The sequence below is a fragment of the Streptomyces sp. VRA16 Mangrove soil genome (assembly GCF_017377775.1).
GTDB lineage: Bacteria > Actinomycetota > Actinomycetes > Streptomycetales > Streptomycetaceae > Streptomyces.
Genome location: NZ_JAFVLN010000009.1, coordinates 234,045 through 251,087, shown reverse-complemented (window position 1 = coordinate 251,087; position 17,043 = coordinate 234,045). Strand labels below are relative to the sequence as shown.

Here is a 17,043-nt window from a genome sequence, read left to right as displayed (position 1 = left end):
CCGGGCGGGCGTGGCGGACGTGCGGGAGGGACCCTTCTGTGTGGGTGTGCCGGAAGCGGATCGTAGGCTTCGACCATGACCGATGCGCTGATACCCACGACTCCCGACGAGGCCTTCGACAAGCTGCTGGCGGGCAACCAGCGGTTCGTGACCGGGGCACCGTCGCATCCGAACCAGGACGCCGCGCGCCGCGCCGAGATCGCGCCGGCGCAGAGCCCCTTCGCCGTGATGTTCGGCTGCGCCGACTCCCGGCTCGCGGCGGAGATCATCTTCGACCAGGGCCTCGGCGACCTGTTCGTGGTGCGCACCGCGGGCCACGTGGTCGGCACCGAGGTCCTCGGCAGCGTCGAGTACGGCGTGAGCGTGCTCGACTGCCCGCTCGTCGTGGTGCTCGGCCACGACTCGTGCGGTGCCGTCGCCGCCGCCCGCGCCGCCGTCGAGAACGGCACGGCGCCCGGCGGCTTCGTCCGCGACGTCGTCGAGCGCGTGACTCCCAGCGTCCTGGCCGCGCACGCCGCCGGGCACACGGAGGAGCGGGAGATCCTGCACGAGCACATCCGCAACACGGTGGACCTGCTCGTGGAGCGCTCCCGCGCGCTCGCCGACGGTGTGGCCTCAGGGCGGACGGCCGTGGTGGGCATGGCCTATCAGCTTGCCGACGGCACCGCGGAGCTGGTCGCCGCGCACGGCCTGAGCAAGTCGCTCACCGGGCGGTAGTGACGCCGGGCACCGGGGGCGCCCCCTCCATCGGGCCCGCGCAGGCTTTCGTCGCCCCGGCCCCGGCCCCGGCCCCCGGCCCCGATCCCGGCCCCGATCCCGGCCTCCGGCGCCGGTCCGACGTGGCCGGGCCGCCGGCGGCGCGGGCCCCGATGGTGGCGGCCCGCGCCGCCTCGTCGACGGGCCCGCCGCCGCAGGCCCGCCCTGGCCGAAGGCCCCGCTCTCAGAGCAGGGCCTGTTCCACGGTCGTCGCGGGGCACAACACCTCGTCGAGCCCCGCCAGTTCGATGATCCGCAGGGTCAGCCGGTGCCGGCACACCACGGTGACCCGGCCCCCGCGCTCAGCAGCTCTTCGATGGGTGCGCACCAGGAGCGTCAGTCCTGAGCAGTCGAAGAACGTGGTCGCGGTGAGGTCGACCGCCACGACGCGGTAGGGGCCCGCCGCCACCGCGTCGAGCAGCGGGGCCAACCGGTGGAGCGCCATGAGGTCGATGTCGCCGGCGAGTTCGACGACGGCACAGTCGTCCACCGTGCGGATCCTGGGTTCGGGAGCGACGTCGTCCAGGTCGGTCAGGCCCGCCACGACACCGATGTCGCGGAAGAGCCCTGAACCCTCAAAGTCGCCGAAGTCGTCGTGGACGTAGTCCTGATGATTGCCTTGTCGCATCGGCCCCCCAGCCCGAGCACTGTCCGGCTCCGGGAGGGGAGCCGATCGCGTTGACGCGAACTTGTTGTCGGTGTGCGAACGAATCGGGAGGTCACCGGGGGCTGGGGCGCCTGAGCGGTCACGGTATCGGCAGAGGCGGCGCCGCGTCGTGCCGTAACGATTCCCGGTGCACCTGCATCACCGGATTGGATGAATTTCAAGCAAAGGGCTTGACGGGTGAGTCGTGAGCCCCTGGAGAAACCGGTCGACAAGGGTGGGACGAGTGCCGTGTCATGGACGGCGACGCACAGGCATCCGCGGGGCACCGACACCCCCTCCCTCCCAGGAGCGACCAACGTGGCCACACCGCACGACGGACCGGAACGCGGGGCGGCACCGGAAGGGGGCGCGGACCGGCGGCCCTTCATCGACACCGCGCTGGTGCGCGCCCTCGTCGACCGGCAGTTCCCGCAGTGGGCCGGGCTGCCGCTGACACCCGTCGACCCGGCCGGCTCCGATCACGTCATCCACCGGCTCGGCGACGCACTCGCCGTCCGCCTGCCCCGGCACTCCGGCGCCATCGGGCAGGCCGAGAAGGAGCGCGACCAACTGCCGTTGCTGGCACCGAAGTTGCCGCTCGCCGTGCCCGTCCCGGTGGCGGTGGGGCGGCCCGCGCTCGGCTACCCGTGGCCGTGGGCGGTGACCCGCTGGCTGGACGGTGAGGTCGCGACGGTGGCGGGCCTGGCCGAGTCCACGGACGCCGCTCTCGAACTGGCCGCGTTCCTCCGGGCGTTGCAGGCCGTCGACCCGCACATCGCCGGAGTCGTGGGGGCACGCGAGACGCTCGCCGACCGGGACACCGCGACGCGGGACGCCATCGCGCGGGCGGCCGACGCCTTCGACGCGGCCGCGCTGACCGCGCTGTGGGACGCGGCGCTGGCCGCCCCCGCCCGGCAGGGCCCGCCCGTGCTGTGCCACGGCGACTTCCACACCGGGAATCTGCTCACCGCCGACGGCCGCCTCAGCGCGGTCATCGACTTCGGGAGCCTGGGTCCCGGCGACCCCGCGGTCGACCTGATGATCGCCTTCACCCTGCTGTCGCCGCGCGCCGCCGCCGTCTTCCGTGACGCGCTCGGTGTCGACGACGCGACCTGGCTGCGCGGGCGCGGCTGGGCCCTGACGTCCGGTCTCCTCGCGTACACCGCGTACGCCGCGAGCGACGAGCGGATCGCGGCGGCGACCACCCGCCAGATCCGCGCCGCGCTCGCCGACCCCGCGAGCGACCCGGGCACGGACCCGCCCCGTGTGCGCACCGCACACCCCGTGTGAACGCTACGCCGCGACAGTGTGCGCGCACACGGGTGCGCCCGTCGTCCGGCTGCGCTTGACTGCATATTCAGGGAACAGCGGGAGGCCGGACGAGGGCCGGACGAGGGCCGGACGCCACCGTCGGGCAGCGGTGGCCGACATGGTCCTCGGTCCTCCCGCGACGGTCTCCGGGATCACCCCCCGGTCCTGGAGGCGCACGGGCGGTGCCGTCACTGCATCCGCCTGTTACGGATGGCCCGTCTGCCGTGACATCTCCGATCTCCCTGAGACGGCAGGCGGGCGCCGCCCAGCGCCGCTGGGGCGGCGGCAGGGTCAGGGCGAGGCCCTCTTCCTTGTGGTCGCGTCCTCCGTCCCCTCACACGGAGTGCGCGGGTCACACGGAGTGCGCGGGCTCGTCGACGAGCCCGGCCGACCGTCGCGTCCCGCGCGCCGCGACCGCCATGACCAGTACGGACGTGAGGGCGATGCCCGCTCCCACGTACAGCGGGGACGCGTAGCCGAGGCCCGCGCCGATGGCGAGGCCGCCGAGCCAGGCGCCCAGCGCGTTGCCGACGTTGGACGCCGAGACGTTGGCGCTGGCGGCGAGCGCGGCGCCGCCGGCCGCGTCGGTCACCCGCGTGATCATGCCAGGGACGCTCGCGAACCCGGTCACGCCCAGCAGGAACACCAGGACCACCGAGGCGACGGCGCTCCCGGCGAGCAGGCCGAAGGCCGTCAGCGTGACCGTGAGCCCGGCCAGCGCGTACAGCAGGGCGCGGTCCCGGTCCCGGTCGGCCGCGCGGCCCCCGACGACGTTGCCGACGACGAGCCCGACGCCGTACACCATCAGCAGCCACGACACATCGCCGGCGGAGAACCCGCCGACCTCCGTGAACGTGTAGGCGATATAGCTGAACGCGCCGAACATGCCGCCGTAGCTGAGCGCGGTCGCCACCAGGGTCAGCCAGACCTGCCCGGAACGGAACGCCCGGAACTGCTCGCGCAGCCCCGTGGGCGCCGCGGCGTGCGCACCGTCCGGCGCCGACCCCGCCCGGGCGGGCACGAGGGCGACGATCCCCGCCAGGGCGAGGACACCGATCGCCGTGACCGCCCAGAACGCCGACCGCCAGCCCCAGCGTTCACCCACCAGCGCCCCGAAGGGAACACCGAGCACATTCGCCACCGTGAGCCCCGCGAACATCACGGCCACCGCGCGCGACTTGCGCTCCGGCGGCACCAGGCTGCGCGCGACCAGGGAGCCGATGCCGAAGAACGAGCCGTGGCACAGTGCCGCGACGATCCGGCCGGCCAGCATCACCCCGTAGCCGGGCGCGAGCGCCGACAGCAGATTGCCGACGACGAACAGGGCGACCAGACCGACCAGGACCCACTTGCGCGGCAACCGGGACGTCGCCGCGGTGAGCGCGATGGCGCCGACGGCGACGCTCAGCGCGTACCCGGAGATCAGCAGGCCCGCGGCCGCCTCGGACACGGCGAGACCCGCGGCCACCTGAGGCAGCAGACCGGCGATGAGGAACTCCGTCAGCCCGATCCCGAACCCGCCGAGCGCCAGCGCGATCAGTCCACTCGGCATCGCGGGTCTCCCTCATATGGTGCGGCCGGCAGGGCAGTTGACGCGGCGGACCGCACCGGGGCGTCACTATGCCACCCGAGGTACCGGGCTCGTACATGTGTCTGCGGTGCGGGCGGTGCGTGCCTCGCCGTCGGGACGGAACGCTCGATAATCGGTGCCGTTCCGTGCGACGCCGGTGCAGACTCGCCCCATGGGAGACGTGTGGGCGTTCCGGGACGCGGTCGGCGGCTGGGCGGCGGGCGGCGCCGCGGAACCGGCGGGGGAGCTGGCCCGGCAGCTGGGGCTGCGGACGGCGGTCCTCGTCGAGGGGGCGAGCGATCTCGCCGCCGTGGAGACCCTGGCCGCGCGGCTCGGCCGCGACCTGGCCGTCGACGGCGTCTGCGTCGTGCCGATGGGCGGGGCGATGAGCGTCGGCCGCTATGCGGCGCTGCTCGGTCCCGACGGTCTCGGCCTGCGGCTGACCGGCCTGTGCGACGAGCGGGAGCAGGGCTACTACGCGCGCGGCCTGGAGCGGGCCGGGGCGCCGCAGGACTTCTACGTGTGCGTGGCGGACCTGGAGGACGAGCTGATCCGCGCGCTGGGCACCGACCGGGTCGAGGAGATCTTCCGGAGCGAGGACGAGCTGCGGGCCTGGCGGACCTTCGTGAACCAGCCCGCCCAGCAGGGCCGCCCGCGCGACCACCAGATCCGCCGCTTCCTCAGCACCAGATCGGGCCGCAAGATCCGGTACGGGGATCTGCTGGTGGCGGCCCTGGACCTGGACCGGGTGCCCGCGCCCCTCGCCGACCTGCTCGGGAGCGTGTGAGCGCCCCCGGCACCGGCCCTCATCAGCACCGGGTTTCCCCGGCAGGGTGTTGCGGGCAAGCCTCAGGGGGCCGACGGAAGAGGGGGAACCGTGATCGTCTGGGTCAACGGGGCGTCCCGTGCGGGCAAGACCACCGCAGCGCGGGAGCTGATCGATCTGATCCCGAACTGCACGCTCTTCGACCCCGAGGTGATCGACGCCGAGCTGGAGCGGCTGCTGCCGCCCAAGCGGCTCGCGGAGGTCAGCGACCATCAGGACCTGCCGATCTGGCGCCGGCTCGTCGTCGACACCGCCGCGGCGCTCCTCGCCGAGCTGGGCGGCGTGCTCGTGGTGCCGATGGGGCTGATGCGTCAGGAGTACCGCGACGAGATCTTCGGGGGGCTCGCCGCCCGGCGGATCCCTGTGTGCCATGTGGTCCTTGCTCCAGGGGAAACGATCCTGCGAGGACGGGACCCCGGTGGCGAGGTCCCTGCCGACATCGAGCCCTACCGCGCGGCGCTCGCGGGCTGGCTCGCCGCGGACGCCTACCTCGTCGACAACGGCGCGCTCTCCCCGTACGAGACGGCCGTGCGGATCGCCGCCGCCGTGCGCAGCGGCGAGGCCGCCCCCTGCGACATCGTGCAGACGGCCGAGCCGACCGCGGAGACGGTCGCCGCGGGCGTGCTGCTCTTCGACGAACAGGACCGGGTGCTGCTCGTCGACCCCACCTACAAGCCGGGCTGGGAGTTCCCCGGCGGTGTCGTCGAGCCCGGCGAGGCGCCGGCGCGCGCGGGCATGCGGGAGGTCCTGGAGGAGACCGGCATCCAACTCGTGGACGTACCGCGGCTGTTGGTCATCGACTGGGAGCGGCCGGTGCCGCCCGGCTTCGGCGGGCTGCGGCTGCTCTTCGACGGCGGGCTGCTCGACAGCTCCGTCGCGGCCCATGTGCTGCTGCCCGGACCCGAGTTGCGAGGCTGGCGGTTCGTCGGCGAGGCGGAGGCCGAGCGGCTGCTGCCGCCCGTGCGGTACGCGCGGCTGCGCTGGGCCCTTCGCGCGCGCGAACGTGGCGCCGCGTACTACCTCGAAGCCGGTGTGCCGCTCGGCTGAGGGCGGAGGTGTACGTCTTGGCCTTCTTTGCCAACTCCCGTGATTTTCAAGGGGAAAACTAAGCCGGAACGTCATCTTTCTGGAATGGCACGGCAGCCGCCGAAGGGGCGCAATGGTCTTACCGTGAAGGCGCAGCTCACCTCTTGCGGTTCACAGCCGCCTCACTGAGCCGGACTGTCAGCCGGCTGAACGGAGGGACATGCGCGCGCCTTCATCATTCGTCGCGAAGGGTCTGACGCTTGCCGCCGGCCTCACGCTCGTCCTCGCCGCGTGCAGCGGCGGCTCGGGCGGCAAGGACGACAACAACGGCAGCAGCGGCTCGTCCGGACTGAGTTCATGCAGCTCCCAGGGCAAGGCCAATACGTGCAACTCCGGGGAACGCAAGTCCGGAGGAACGTTCACCTACACCATCGAGAAGAACATCCAGGCCTGGAACATCGAGGACTCGAACGGCAACACGTTCGAGAACAGCGAGGCCATGACCGCCGTGCTGCCGCAGGTCTTCGTGCCGCAGCCGGACTTCAGCCTCAAGCTCAACACCGACTTCGTCACCTCGGCCGAGCAGACCGGTTCCAGCCCGCAGACCTTCGTCTACAAGATCAACCCGAAGGCCGCCTGGAACGACGGCACTCCGATGTCCGCCGACGACTTCATCTTCCTGTGGCGCACCATGAACGGGAAGGACTGCCCGCCGCCGCCCGCCAGCGACGAGACCCAGACCAAGGGCTGTCTGCCCTGGTCCACCTCCGGCTGGGACCGCATCAAGTCCGTCACCGGCTCCGACGGCGGCAAGACCGTCACCGTCGTCATGAACAAGCCGTACACCGACTGGAAGTCCTTCTTCGGCGGCGGCTACGGCCTCTACCCGGCCCATGTCGCGGAGAAGGCGGCCGGCGCGGCGGCCGGCAGCGCCGCCAAGATGACGGCCGATCAACTCACCAAGGGCTGGCAGTACTTCATGAAGACTCCGCCCACGCAGTACGCCACGGGCGGCCCCTTCAAGATGACGGAGTGGAAGGACAACGACCACGCCACCTTCGAGCCCGACGCCAAGTGGTACGGGAAGACCAAGCCGACGCTCGACCGGCTGATCTTCAAGGTCATCTCGGACGCCACCCAGGAGCCGACCGCTCTGAAGAACAACGAGGTACAGGCCATCTACCCGCAGCCGCAGGTGGACCTGGTCAACCAGATCAAGGACATCCCGGGCGTCTCGTACACCATCGGTGAGGGACTGCAGTGGGAGCACTTCGACCTCAACCTGCACAACCCGGTGATCGGCAAGTACAAGCCGCTGCGGCAGGCGATGTTCACGGCGATCAGCATCAAGGACATGATCGACAAGACGGTCGGTCAGTTCGACAGCGGTGTGAAGCAGCTCGGCAGCCACATGCTGCTGCCCGGACTCACCGGCTACCAGGACGTCGTCACCGGTACCGGACAGGGCTCGGGTGACATCGCGAAGGCCAAGAAGCTGCTCACCGACGCCAAGTTCACCGGAGTCGGATCCTCGCTGAAGACACCGGACGGCAAGGCCGTCGGTCCGTTCAACTGCCGCTACACCACGGGCAACGCGATCCGGCAGAGCGAGTGCCAGATCCTGCAGTCCGCGCTCGGCGACCTGGGCATCAAGGTGACGATCAAGCCGATCGGCGCCGCCGACCTCGGCACGGTGCTCACCGGGCACCAGTACGACATCATCGTCTTCGCCTGGATCCAGGGCCCGACGCCGACGTCCAACGCCCAGGGCACCTGGTCGACCGGACAGGCGAGCAACTACGGCGGCTACAGCAACAAGCAGGTCGACAAGCTGCTCGACGAGTCCGTCGGCCAGACCGACACCGCCAAGGCGATGTCCCTCCTCAACCAGGCCGACAAGATCATGACGGATGACGCGTACGTGCTGCCGCTGTACCAGAAGCCGACGTTCCTCGCGGTGCAGGACCGCTTCGTCGGGATGCGGAACAACTCGACCATCATCGGTCCGCCCTACAACGTCGCCGAGTGGGGTCTGAAGAAGTAGCTCACTTCTCCACTCCTTCCACCGCGACCGCAGTTCGGCCCCGGCGGTACGCCGCCGGGGCCGTCCACCGCCACCCGAGGAGTCCTGCATGTTCGCCTACGCGGTGCGACGCGTCCTCGTCTCCATCCCGGTGCTGATCGCGTCGACGTTCATCGTGTTCCTCGTCGTCGTCAACGCCGGTGACCCGGTCGCCAACTTCGCCACCTCCCGCAACCCGGCCCCCAACAAGGCCGCCGTCGCCGCCTTCGCCCGCCACATCCACGCCGACCAGCCCGTCGCCACGCGCTACTGGAACTGGATCGTCGGCGTCCTGCACGGCGAGTGGGGACCGTCCGTCGACCCCAACCTCGACATCGGGCACGACCTGTTCACCCGCTTCCGGGTCACGGTGATCCTGGTCATCGCCTCGATGCTGCTGGCCCTCGTGCTCGCCGTCGTCTTCGGCGTCTACAGCGCCGTACGCCAGTACTCGCCCTCCGACTACGTCATCACCTTCATCGGGTTCCTGTTCCTCGCCATGCCCGTCTTCTGGTTCGCCGTCCTGCTCAAGCAGGGAGGCATCTGGTACAACGACCAGACCGGATCCGCCTTCCTGGGCACCATCGGCGACCGGTCCCCGTACCTGGAGTCCAACACCTTCGGCAACCAGCTGAGCGACCGCATCGGGCACCTGGCGCTCCCCGTCATCACCCTGGCGCTGGTCTCGTTCGCCTCCTGGACCCGCTACACCCGCGCCTCCATGCTGGAGGTCCTCGACTCCGACTACGTCCGGCTCGCCCGCGCCAAGGGCATCCGTCGCCGCAAGGTCCTCACCCATCACGCGCTGCGCACCGCGCTGATCCCGCTCACCACCGTCACCGCCCTGGACGTGGCGAGCCTGCTCGGCGGCGTCGTCATCACCGAGACCATCTTCCAGTGGCACGGCATGGGCGAGATGCTGGTCGACGCGGTGAGCAAGGTGGACGTCTACCGCACCATGGCGTGGCTGCTGCTCTCCGCGGTGATCGTCATCGTGTTCAATCTCGTCGCCGATCTGCTCTACGCCGTACTCGACCCGAGGATCCGTTATGACTGACACCACTCAGGCAGCGGGCGCCACGGGCGGCGAACTTCCGCGCGTCGACCGCGAGTTCACCGTCAAGGAACGGACGCAGACCCAGCTGGTCCTGCGCCGGTTCATGCGGCACAGAGCGGCGATGGCCAGCCTGGTGATCTTCGTGCTCATCGTGCTGTGGGCGTTCGTCGGACCGCATCTGTGGCACTACTCCTACGAGAAGTACACCCCGGACAACTCCCAGCCCCCGTCCGCCAAGCACCCGTTCGGCACCAACTCCTCCGGGTACGACGCGTACGCACAGGTGATGCGGGGCACCCAGACCTCATTGAAGATCGCCATCATGATCGCCCTCGGGTCGACCGTCGTCGGCGCGATCTGGGGCGCCGTCGCCGGCTTCTACCGGGGCGTCGTCGACGCGGTGATGATGCGCATCTCCGACCTCGTGCTCACCCTCCCGCTGCTCGCCATCGCGCTCGTCATCTCCTCCCGCAGCGGCGGCAGTTGGTACTGGATCGCGATCGTCGTCGCCGGACTCACCTGGGCGTACGTCTCCCGCGTGGTGCGCTCCACCGTGCTGTCCCTGCGGGAGAAGGAGTTCATCGAGGCCGCCCGCGCGCTCGGCGCGTCCGACGCGCGGATCATCTTCCGGCACCTGCTGCCGAACTCGCTGGGCCCGATCATCGTCAACGCCACGATCCTCGTCGCCACCGGCATCCTCACCGAGACCGCGCTCTCCTTCCTCGGCTTCGGCGTGCAACCGCCGGACACCTCGCTCGGCCTGCTCGTCTCCCAGGCGCAGACGGCCGTCGACACCCGGCCGTGGCTGTTCTACATCCCCGGCGCGTTCATCATCGTGATCGCGCTGACCATCAACTTCATCGGCGACGGGTTGCGCGACGCGTTCGACCCCCGACAGCAGAGGGTGCGCCAATGACCGCATCTGGCAGGGCCGCCGACGGGCGGCCCGAGCTCGCGCTGCCCACCGAGGACACCGTGCTCGAAGTGGACGGCCTGAGCGTGGAGTTCCCCACCGAGGACGGTCTCGTACGGGCCGTGCGCGGCGTCTCCTACCGTCTGGAGCGGGGCGAGTCCCTCGGTATCGTCGGCGAGTCCGGCTCCGGCAAGTCGGTGACCGCGCTCGCCGTGATGGGACTGCTGCCGAAGACCGCACGGGTGGCGGGATCCGTGCGCTTCCAGGGCACCGAGCTGCTCGGCCTCGGCGACTCCGCCCTCTCCGACGTGCGCGGCAGCGGCATCGCCATGATCTTCCAGGACCCCATGACGTCCCTGAACCCCGTCTACACCGTGGGCCACCAGATCGAGGAAGGGCTGCTGCGGCACAACCCGGGCCTGTCCAAGAAGGCCGCGCGCACCCGCGCCGTCGATCTGCTCGGCACCGTCGGCATCCCGCACCCGGACCGGCGCGTCGACGACTACCCGCACGAACTCTCCGGCGGGATGCGCCAGCGCGTCGTCATCGCCATCGGCATGGCCAACGACCCGGCGGTCATCATCGCCGACGAGCCGACCACCGCCCTCGACGTCACCGTGCAGGCGCAGATCCTCGACGCGCTGGAGACCGCGCGGGCCGAGACCGGCGCCGCCCTCGTCCTGATCACCCACGACCTCGGGGTGGTCGCCGGGCACACCGACCGGGTCGCCGTCATGTACGCAGGACGCGTCGTCGAGACCGGCTCGGTGGAGGACATCTTCTACGCCCCGCGCATGCCCTACACCCTGGGCCTGCTCGGCTCCCTGCCCCGCATGGACCGTGCGGACCACGACCAGGACCGCCTCACCCCGATCACCGGGACGCCGCCGTCCCTGCTCAACCTCCCACCGGGCTGCCCGTTCGCCCCGCGCTGCCCGATGCGTGAGGACGTGTGCGACCGCGACGAACCGGCCCTGCGCGAGACCGGCAGACCCGGCCACCGGGGCGCCTGCCACTTCACCGAACGGCTCGTGGGGACCGCCGCGGAGGAGGTCTTCGAGGTGGCGGGCGCCGACGCGGAGGCGCTCGCCCGGCTGACCGCGACCGATACCCCGCAGGACACTGGCAGCGCCGGAAAGGACCACGCATGAGCACGGTCGGCACGGAGCCGGTCCTCCAGGTCCGCGACCTGGTCAAGCACTTCCCCGTCCGCTCCCGCGGCGTCCTGCGCCGCACGATCGGCGACGTGCACGCCGTGTGCGGGGTCTCCTTCGACCTGTACGCCAACGAGACGCTCGGCCTCGTCGGCGAGTCCGGGTCCGGCAAGACGACGACGGCCAGAACGCTGCTCAACCTGGAGCGGGCCACGTCCGGCAAGGTGACCTACCAGGGCCACGAACTCACCGCGCTGAGCCGTCGCCGGATGCGGCCGCTGCGCGAGGAACTGCAGATCGTCTTCCAGGACCCGTACGCCTCCCTCGACCCTCGGGTCTCCGTCCACGAGATCGTCGCCGAACCGCTGCGGATCCACGGCCGCTACGACGAGGCCGGGCGCCGCGAGGTCCGTGAACTGCTGCGGCTCGTCGGGCTCAACCCCGAGCACGGCAACCGCTACGCCCACGAGTTCTCCGGCGGACAGCGTCAACGCATCGGTATCGCACGGGCGTTGGCGCTGCGACCGAAGGTCGTCGTCCTCGACGAGCCCGTCTCCGCCCTGGATGTCTCCATCCAGGCCGGAGTGCTCAACCTGCTGATGGACCTGCAGGCCGAGCTCGGGCTCTCCTTCCTGTTCGTGGCGCACGACCTGTCGGTGATGCGGCACGTCGCCCACCGCGTCGCGGTCATGTACCTCGGCCGGATCGTCGAACTCGCGCCCACCCGCGAGCTGTTCGCCCACCCCTCGCACCCGTACACCCAGGCCCTGATCTCCGCGATCCCGCTGCCCGACCCGCGCAAGGAACGCGCCCGCCGCCGTATCACCGTCGAGGGCGACGTGCCGAGCCCGATCCGGCCGCCCAGCGGCTGCCGCTTCCGCACCCGCTGTCCGAAGTTCGCCAACGAGCTCACGCAGGAGGAGCGCACGGCCTGCGTGGAGCGGGTGCCCGAGCTGACGGACCGCGGCACCGGCAACCCGGTCGCCTGCCACTACGCCCAGCCACTGGAACTCCTGTGACCCTCAGGCGAGCGGGTACCCGGACGCGGCGGTCCGCAGCGCCTCGGCGGCCCCTGCGACCACCGGATCCCCGTGCCCGAAACACGCGACGTCGCTCTCCAGCTCCGCGAGCCGGTGGAAGGAGGCGACGGCCCGCTCCCGGTCGAGGTTGAACACGCCCAGGACGACCTGCCCGTCGACCGGCGAGGCCGCGACGGCGTCGCCGGTCAACAGCACCCCGTGGTGCGGCAGATGCACGGCGATCGACCCGTCCGTGTGCCCCGGCGCGCCGACGATCCGCGCCCCGTCGCCGAAGTCGAGCGTGTCGCCGTCCTCCAACTCCACCACGGTGGACGGCAGATCGGGCTCGGGAAGCGGCTCCGGCAGCTGCGTCAGGGCCTGGGCGTGCAGCGGACGCTCCCAGTCCTCGTAGACCGGCGGCGGGCCCGGCTTCTCGCCGCGGATGTACGGGGCGTCGAGCCGGTGGGCGTACACCTCGGCGCCGCTGAGCCGTGCGAACTCGGCGGCGCCGCCCACGTGGTCCTCGTGGAAGTGGGTGAGCACGACGCGCCGCACGTCCTCGGGGGCGTGCCCCCATCCGCGTACGGCATCGGCGATCGGCACACCCGCGCCGGCCGCGCCCGCGTCGATCAGAGTGAGGGCGGAGCCGTCGCGCCACAGATAGGCCTGGCCCACGGGGAAGCGCAGCAGGCGCAGCCGCGGTGTGACGTCGAACGCGTCGATGAGGTCGTAGGTCGTCATACCGCGACCGTACGAGCCGGGCGGCCCGCGCCGGGCACGACTTGGCCCAGAGCAGAGCGAGGTCTTGATCGGTGCCCGCCGGACGCGAAGGATGGACCGATGAGCAGCCAGAACACCGCACCCCACGACCGGCCCCGGGCCCGCGGCCTCGGCATCCCCCTCGACGGCACCCCGGGGGAGTGGAACGCGATCACCGACGTCCCCGGCGTCGAGGTCGGGCACGTCACCCTGATCGAGGGCGACGACGTCCGCACCGGGGTCACCGCCCTGCTGCCCCGCGGCCGGGACGGTGTCGGCTCGGCCTGCGCCGCCGGCTGGTACTCCCTCAACGGCAACGGGGAGATGACCGGCACCACCTGGATCGAGGAGTCCGGAGCCCTGAGCCTGCCGGTCGCCCTCACCAACACCCACGCCGTCGGCACCGTCCACCGCGGCGTCATCGACTGGGTCGCGGAGCGCCATCCCGGCGTCGCCGCCCAGTGGCTGCTGCCCGTGGTCGCCGAGACCTGGGACGGCTACCTCAACGACATCAACGGCCCGCACGTGCGCACCGAGCACGGGGTCGCCGCCCTCGACGCGGCGGCGACCGGCCCCCTGGCGGAGGGCTGCGTCGGCGGCGGCACCGGCATGAACTGCTATGGATTCAAGGGCGGTTCGGGCACCGCCTCGCGGATCGTGACGCACGGCCCCGACCGCTACACCGTCGGCGCCCTCGTCCAGGCCAACTTCGGACAGCGCCGCGAACTCACCGTCGCGGGCGTCCCGATGGGGCGCGAGCTGCTGGACGACGACCCGATGGGCACCGGCTCGCGGGTGCCGAGCGGCGCCGGATCCGTGATCGTCGTCGTCGCCACCGACGCCCCGCTGCTGCCGGGACAGTGCAAGGCCCTGGCGCGCCGCGTCCCGATCGGCCTGGGCCGCACCGGGACCAGCGGCGGACACTTCTCCGGCGACATCTTCCTGGCGTTCTCGACCGCCAACGAAGGCGCCCTGAACAGCACGTTCCCCAAGGGCGAGGCGACCGCGGACACGTACGACAGGATGCGGTTCGTGCCGTGGGGGCGCATGGACCCGTTCTACGAGGCCGTCGTCCAGGCCGTCGAGGAGGCCGTGCTCAACGCGCTGTGCGCCGCCGACGCGATGACGGGCCGCAACGGACACCGGATGCCGGCGCTGCCGCACGCACGCGTGCGGCAGCTGCTGCGGCAGTGAACTCCTACTCGGCGGTGGCGAACTTCTGCAGGAACAGTGCCTCCGCGACCGAGAGCCGCTTCAACTCGTCGGGCGACACCGACTCGTTGACCGCGTGGATCTGCGCATCCGGCTCGCTCAGACCGATCAGGAGGATCTCCGCCTGCGGGTAGAGCGTGGCGAGCGTGTTGCACAGCGGGATCGAGCCGCCCTGACCGGCGTACTGCATCTCCTGGCCGTCGTACGCCTCCCGCATCGCGTCCGCCAGCGCGGCGTACGCGGGGCTGGAGGTGTCCGCGCGGAACGGCTGGCCCTGACCGACCTGCTCGACCTTGACGCGGGCGCCCCAGGGGGTGTGCGCCTCGATGTGCGCCATCAGCAGCTTCGTCGCCTCGGCGGCGTCCGCGCCCGGCGGCACCCGCAGGCTGACCAGCGCGCGGGCGCCGGCCTGCACGGACGGCGTCGCGCCGACGACCGGCGGGCAGTCGATGCCGAGCACGGTCACGGCGGGCCGCGCCCAGATCCGGTCGGCGACCGTGCCGGAGCCGATCAGCTCCACCCCGTCGAGCACCTTCGCGTCCTTGCGGAACGCGTCGTCCTCGTACTGGATGCCGTCCCACGACTCGGCCGCGTCCAGACCGTCGACCGTCGTCGAACCGTCCTCGGCGCGCAGCGAGTCCAGGACACGGACCAGGGCGGCCAGCGCGTCGGGTGCGGCGCCGCCGAACTGACCGGAGTGCAGATTGCCCTCCAGCGTGTCGATCTGCACCCGCACCAGCGTCATGCCGCGCAGCGTCGCCGTCGCGGTGGGCAGCCCGCACTGGAAGTTGCCCGCGTCGCCGATGACGATCGTGTCGGCGGTGAGGAGCTCGGGGTGCTGCTCGGCGTAGCGCTCCAGGCCGCCGGTGCCCATCTCCTCCGAACCCTCGGCGATCACCTTGACGTTGACCGGCACGCCGCCGTTCGCCTTCAGGGCGCGGATCGCGAGCAGGTGCAGCAGCACGCCGCCCTTGCAGTCGGCCGAGCCACGCCCGTACCAGCGGCCGTCCTCACGCTCGGTCAGCTCGAACGGCGGCGTCACCCACGCCTCCTCGTCCAGCGGCGGCTGCACGTCGTAGTGCGCGTACAGCAGCACCGTCGGCGCGCCCTCGGGGCCGGGCAGGAAGCCGTAGACGGACTGCGTGCCGTCCGGGGTGTCGAGCAGCGCCACGTCCTGGAAACCCTCGGCGCGCAGCGCGTCGGCGACCCAATTGGCCGCGCCCTCGCTCTCGCTCTTCGGGTACTGGTCGAAGTCCGCCACCGACTTGAAGGCCACCAGTTCGGCCAGCTCCGCCTTGGCGGCGGGCAGCAGGGAGGCGACGGTCTCGGCGATCGGATGCGGCGACATGGGCACGCTCCTCGTGGGTGCGACGTTGTGCAGGGTGTGCGGATGATCCTCCCACAGAGGGTCACGGCGCCGCCCGCCGTAGGATGCCTGGGACACAGGCGGCAGGCGGCTGGATACGGAGCAGTAGACCATCGTGAGCAGCGAGAACCCCGAGAGTGCGGCGGGCAACGACATGGGCGACGAGCGGGACATGAGCGTGTGGGACGTCGTGGTCGTGGGCGCGGGCCCCGCCGGAGCCTGTGCCGCGTACGCGGCCGCGGTCGCCGGACGCCGCGTGCTGCTCCTGGAGAAGGCGGAACTGCCGCGCTACAAGACGTGCGGCGGCGGCATCATCGGCCCGTCCCGCGACGCGTTGCCACCCGGTTTCGAGCTGCCGCTCAAGGACCGGATCAACGCGGTCACGTTCTCCCTGAACGGCAAGTACGCGCGCACCCGTCGCTCCCGCACCATGCTGTTCGGGCTCATCAACCGGCCCGAGTTCGACGCCCAGCTCGTCGAGCACGCCCAGAAGGCGGGCGCCGAGCTGCGCACAGGAGTGACGGTCTCGCGTGTCGAGCAGCACGGCCCGGAGGTCCCCGACCGGCGCACCGTCGCGGTGGTCCTCCAGGACGGCGAGACGATCCTGGCCCGCGCCGTCGTCGGCGCCGACGGCAGCGCCAGCCGGATAGGAGCACACGTCGGGGTCAAGCTCGACCAGGTCGACCTCGGCCTGGAGTCGGAGATCCCGGTGCCGGAGACGGTCGCGGAGGACTGGCGCGGCCGGGTCCTCATCGACTGGGGCCCGATGCCCGGCAGTTACGGCTGGGTGTTCCCCAAGGACGACACCCTCACCGTCGGTGTCATCTCGGCGCGCGGTGAAGGCGCCGCCACCAAGCGGTACTTGGAGGACTTCATCGCCCGGCTCGGCCTCGCCGGCTTCGAGCCGTCGATCTCCTCGGGCCACCTGACGCGCTGCCGCGCCGACGACTCGCCGCTCTCGCGCGGCCGGGTCCTGGTGTGCGGTGACGCGGCGGGGCTCTTGGAGCCGTGGACCCGCGAGGGCATCTCGTTCGCCCTGCGCTCGGGCCGGCTCGCGGGGGAGTGGGCGGTGCGCGTCGCCGAGTCCCACGACGCGGTGGACGCCCGCCGCCAGGCACTGAACTACGCGTTCGCCATCAAGGCGGGCCTCGGCGTCGAGATGGCCGTCGGCAAGCGCATGCTGACCGTCTTCGAGCGCAAGCCCGGCCTGCTGCACGCGGCCCTGACCGGGTTCCGCCCGGCGTGGAACGCGTTCGCGAGGATCACGCGCGGCTCGTCGTCCCTCGGTGAGCTGGTGCGCTCGCACCCGATGGCGGGGAAGGCACTGGCCCGGTTCGAGCGCTGAGACCCGCATGGCCCGCACCGG

At 71.5% G+C, this 17,043-nt stretch carries 15 protein-coding genes; 11 read left to right on the top strand and 4 right to left on the bottom strand.

Going from position 1 to position 17,043, the window contains the following annotated elements; all coding sequences use genetic code 11:
* The first annotated feature begins 75 nt into the window (after positions 1–75).
* Positions 76–717 carry a carbonic anhydrase gene (locus J3486_RS25075; RefSeq protein WP_207823939.1) on the top strand — a complete coding sequence of 214 codons (642 nt, stop codon included), beginning with the start codon at positions 76–78 and terminating at the stop codon, positions 715–717.
* A 223-nt stretch (positions 718–940) separates the two neighbouring features.
* Here the strand turns inward: J3486_RS25075 and J3486_RS25070 are convergent, their stop codons facing one another.
* On the bottom strand, positions 941–1,384 hold the full coding sequence (locus J3486_RS25070) for an STAS domain-containing protein (protein ID WP_207823938.1): 444 nt from the start codon (positions 1,382–1,384) through the stop codon (positions 941–943).
* A gap of 336 nt (positions 1,385–1,720) precedes the next feature.
* Between J3486_RS25070 and J3486_RS25065 the strand changes: the two genes are divergently transcribed.
* Positions 1,721–2,692, top strand: coding sequence for an aminoglycoside phosphotransferase family protein (locus tag J3486_RS25065; protein WP_307804923.1), 972 nt, complete (start codon positions 1,721–1,723; stop codon positions 2,690–2,692).
* A 373-nt stretch (positions 2,693–3,065) separates the two neighbouring features.
* Here the strand turns inward: J3486_RS25065 and J3486_RS25060 are convergent, their stop codons facing one another.
* Positions 3,066–4,265 carry an MFS transporter gene (locus tag J3486_RS25060; protein WP_207823937.1) on the bottom strand — a complete coding sequence of 400 codons (1,200 nt, stop codon included), beginning with the start codon at positions 4,263–4,265 and terminating at the stop codon, positions 3,066–3,068.
* Between the two features lie 190 nt (positions 4,266–4,455).
* Here J3486_RS25060 and J3486_RS25055 point away from each other — a divergent pair, with 190 nt between their 5' ends.
* The 7 genes from J3486_RS25055 to J3486_RS25025 all read left to right on the top strand — a co-directional run bounded on the left by J3486_RS25055 (position 4,456) and on the right by J3486_RS25025 (position 12,340).
* The gene (locus J3486_RS25055; protein WP_207823936.1) at positions 4,456–5,070 is read left to right on the top strand and encodes a TOPRIM nucleotidyl transferase/hydrolase domain-containing protein; all 615 of its coding nucleotides are present in this window, start codon (positions 4,456–4,458) and stop codon (positions 5,068–5,070) included.
* Positions 5,071–5,160: 90 nt separating this feature from the next.
* Complete coding sequence (locus J3486_RS25050) at positions 5,161–6,156, top strand: NUDIX hydrolase (protein WP_207823935.1); 996 nt, start codon at positions 5,161–5,163, stop codon at positions 6,154–6,156.
* A 199-nt stretch (positions 6,157–6,355) separates the two neighbouring features.
* Entirely contained in the window at positions 6,356–8,179 is a 1,824-nt protein-coding gene (locus tag J3486_RS25045) for an ABC transporter family substrate-binding protein (protein ID WP_207823934.1), read from the top strand.
* Positions 8,180–8,267: 88 nt separating this feature from the next.
* Positions 8,268–9,254, top strand: coding sequence for an ABC transporter permease (locus J3486_RS25040; protein ID WP_207823933.1), 987 nt, complete (start codon positions 8,268–8,270; stop codon positions 9,252–9,254).
* Positions 9,247–10,170, top strand: coding sequence for an ABC transporter permease (locus J3486_RS25035; RefSeq protein WP_207823932.1), 924 nt, complete (start codon positions 9,247–9,249; stop codon positions 10,168–10,170). Before J3486_RS25040 ends, J3486_RS25035 begins: the two co-directional genes overlap by 8 nt.
* Positions 10,167–11,318: an ABC transporter ATP-binding protein gene (locus tag J3486_RS25030; RefSeq protein WP_229378526.1), complete on the top strand. Its 1,152-nt coding sequence runs from the start codon at positions 10,167–10,169 to the stop codon at positions 11,316–11,318. Before J3486_RS25035 ends, J3486_RS25030 begins: the two co-directional genes overlap by 4 nt.
* The gene (locus J3486_RS25025) at positions 11,315–12,340 is read left to right on the top strand and encodes an ABC transporter ATP-binding protein (protein WP_207823930.1); all 1,026 of its coding nucleotides are present in this window, start codon (positions 11,315–11,317) and stop codon (positions 12,338–12,340) included. Before J3486_RS25030 ends, J3486_RS25025 begins: the two co-directional genes overlap by 4 nt.
* Before the next feature lie 3 nt (positions 12,341–12,343).
* On the opposite strand, the gene J3486_RS25020 is transcribed toward J3486_RS25025, so the two are convergent.
* A complete protein-coding gene (locus tag J3486_RS25020; protein ID WP_207824116.1) occupies positions 12,344–13,063 on the bottom strand; it encodes an MBL fold metallo-hydrolase in 720 nt (239 codons plus the stop codon).
* Between the two features lie 117 nt (positions 13,064–13,180).
* Between J3486_RS25020 and J3486_RS25015 the strand changes: the two genes are divergently transcribed.
* Positions 13,181–14,293, top strand: coding sequence for a P1 family peptidase (locus J3486_RS25015; protein WP_207823929.1), 1,113 nt, complete (start codon positions 13,181–13,183; stop codon positions 14,291–14,293).
* A 4-nt stretch (positions 14,294–14,297) separates the two neighbouring features.
* Here the strand turns inward: J3486_RS25015 and J3486_RS25010 are convergent, their stop codons facing one another.
* Positions 14,298–15,659, bottom strand: a complete 1,362-nt coding sequence (locus J3486_RS25010; protein ID WP_207823927.1) for a dipeptidase — start codon at positions 15,657–15,659, stop codon at positions 14,298–14,300.
* 172 nt (positions 15,660–15,831) lie between these two features.
* Between J3486_RS25010 and J3486_RS25005 the strand changes: the two genes are divergently transcribed.
* On the top strand, positions 15,832–17,022 hold the full coding sequence (locus J3486_RS25005; protein WP_207824114.1) for a geranylgeranyl reductase family protein: 1,191 nt from the start codon (positions 15,832–15,834) through the stop codon (positions 17,020–17,022).
* Positions 17,023–17,043 lie beyond the last annotated feature (21 nt).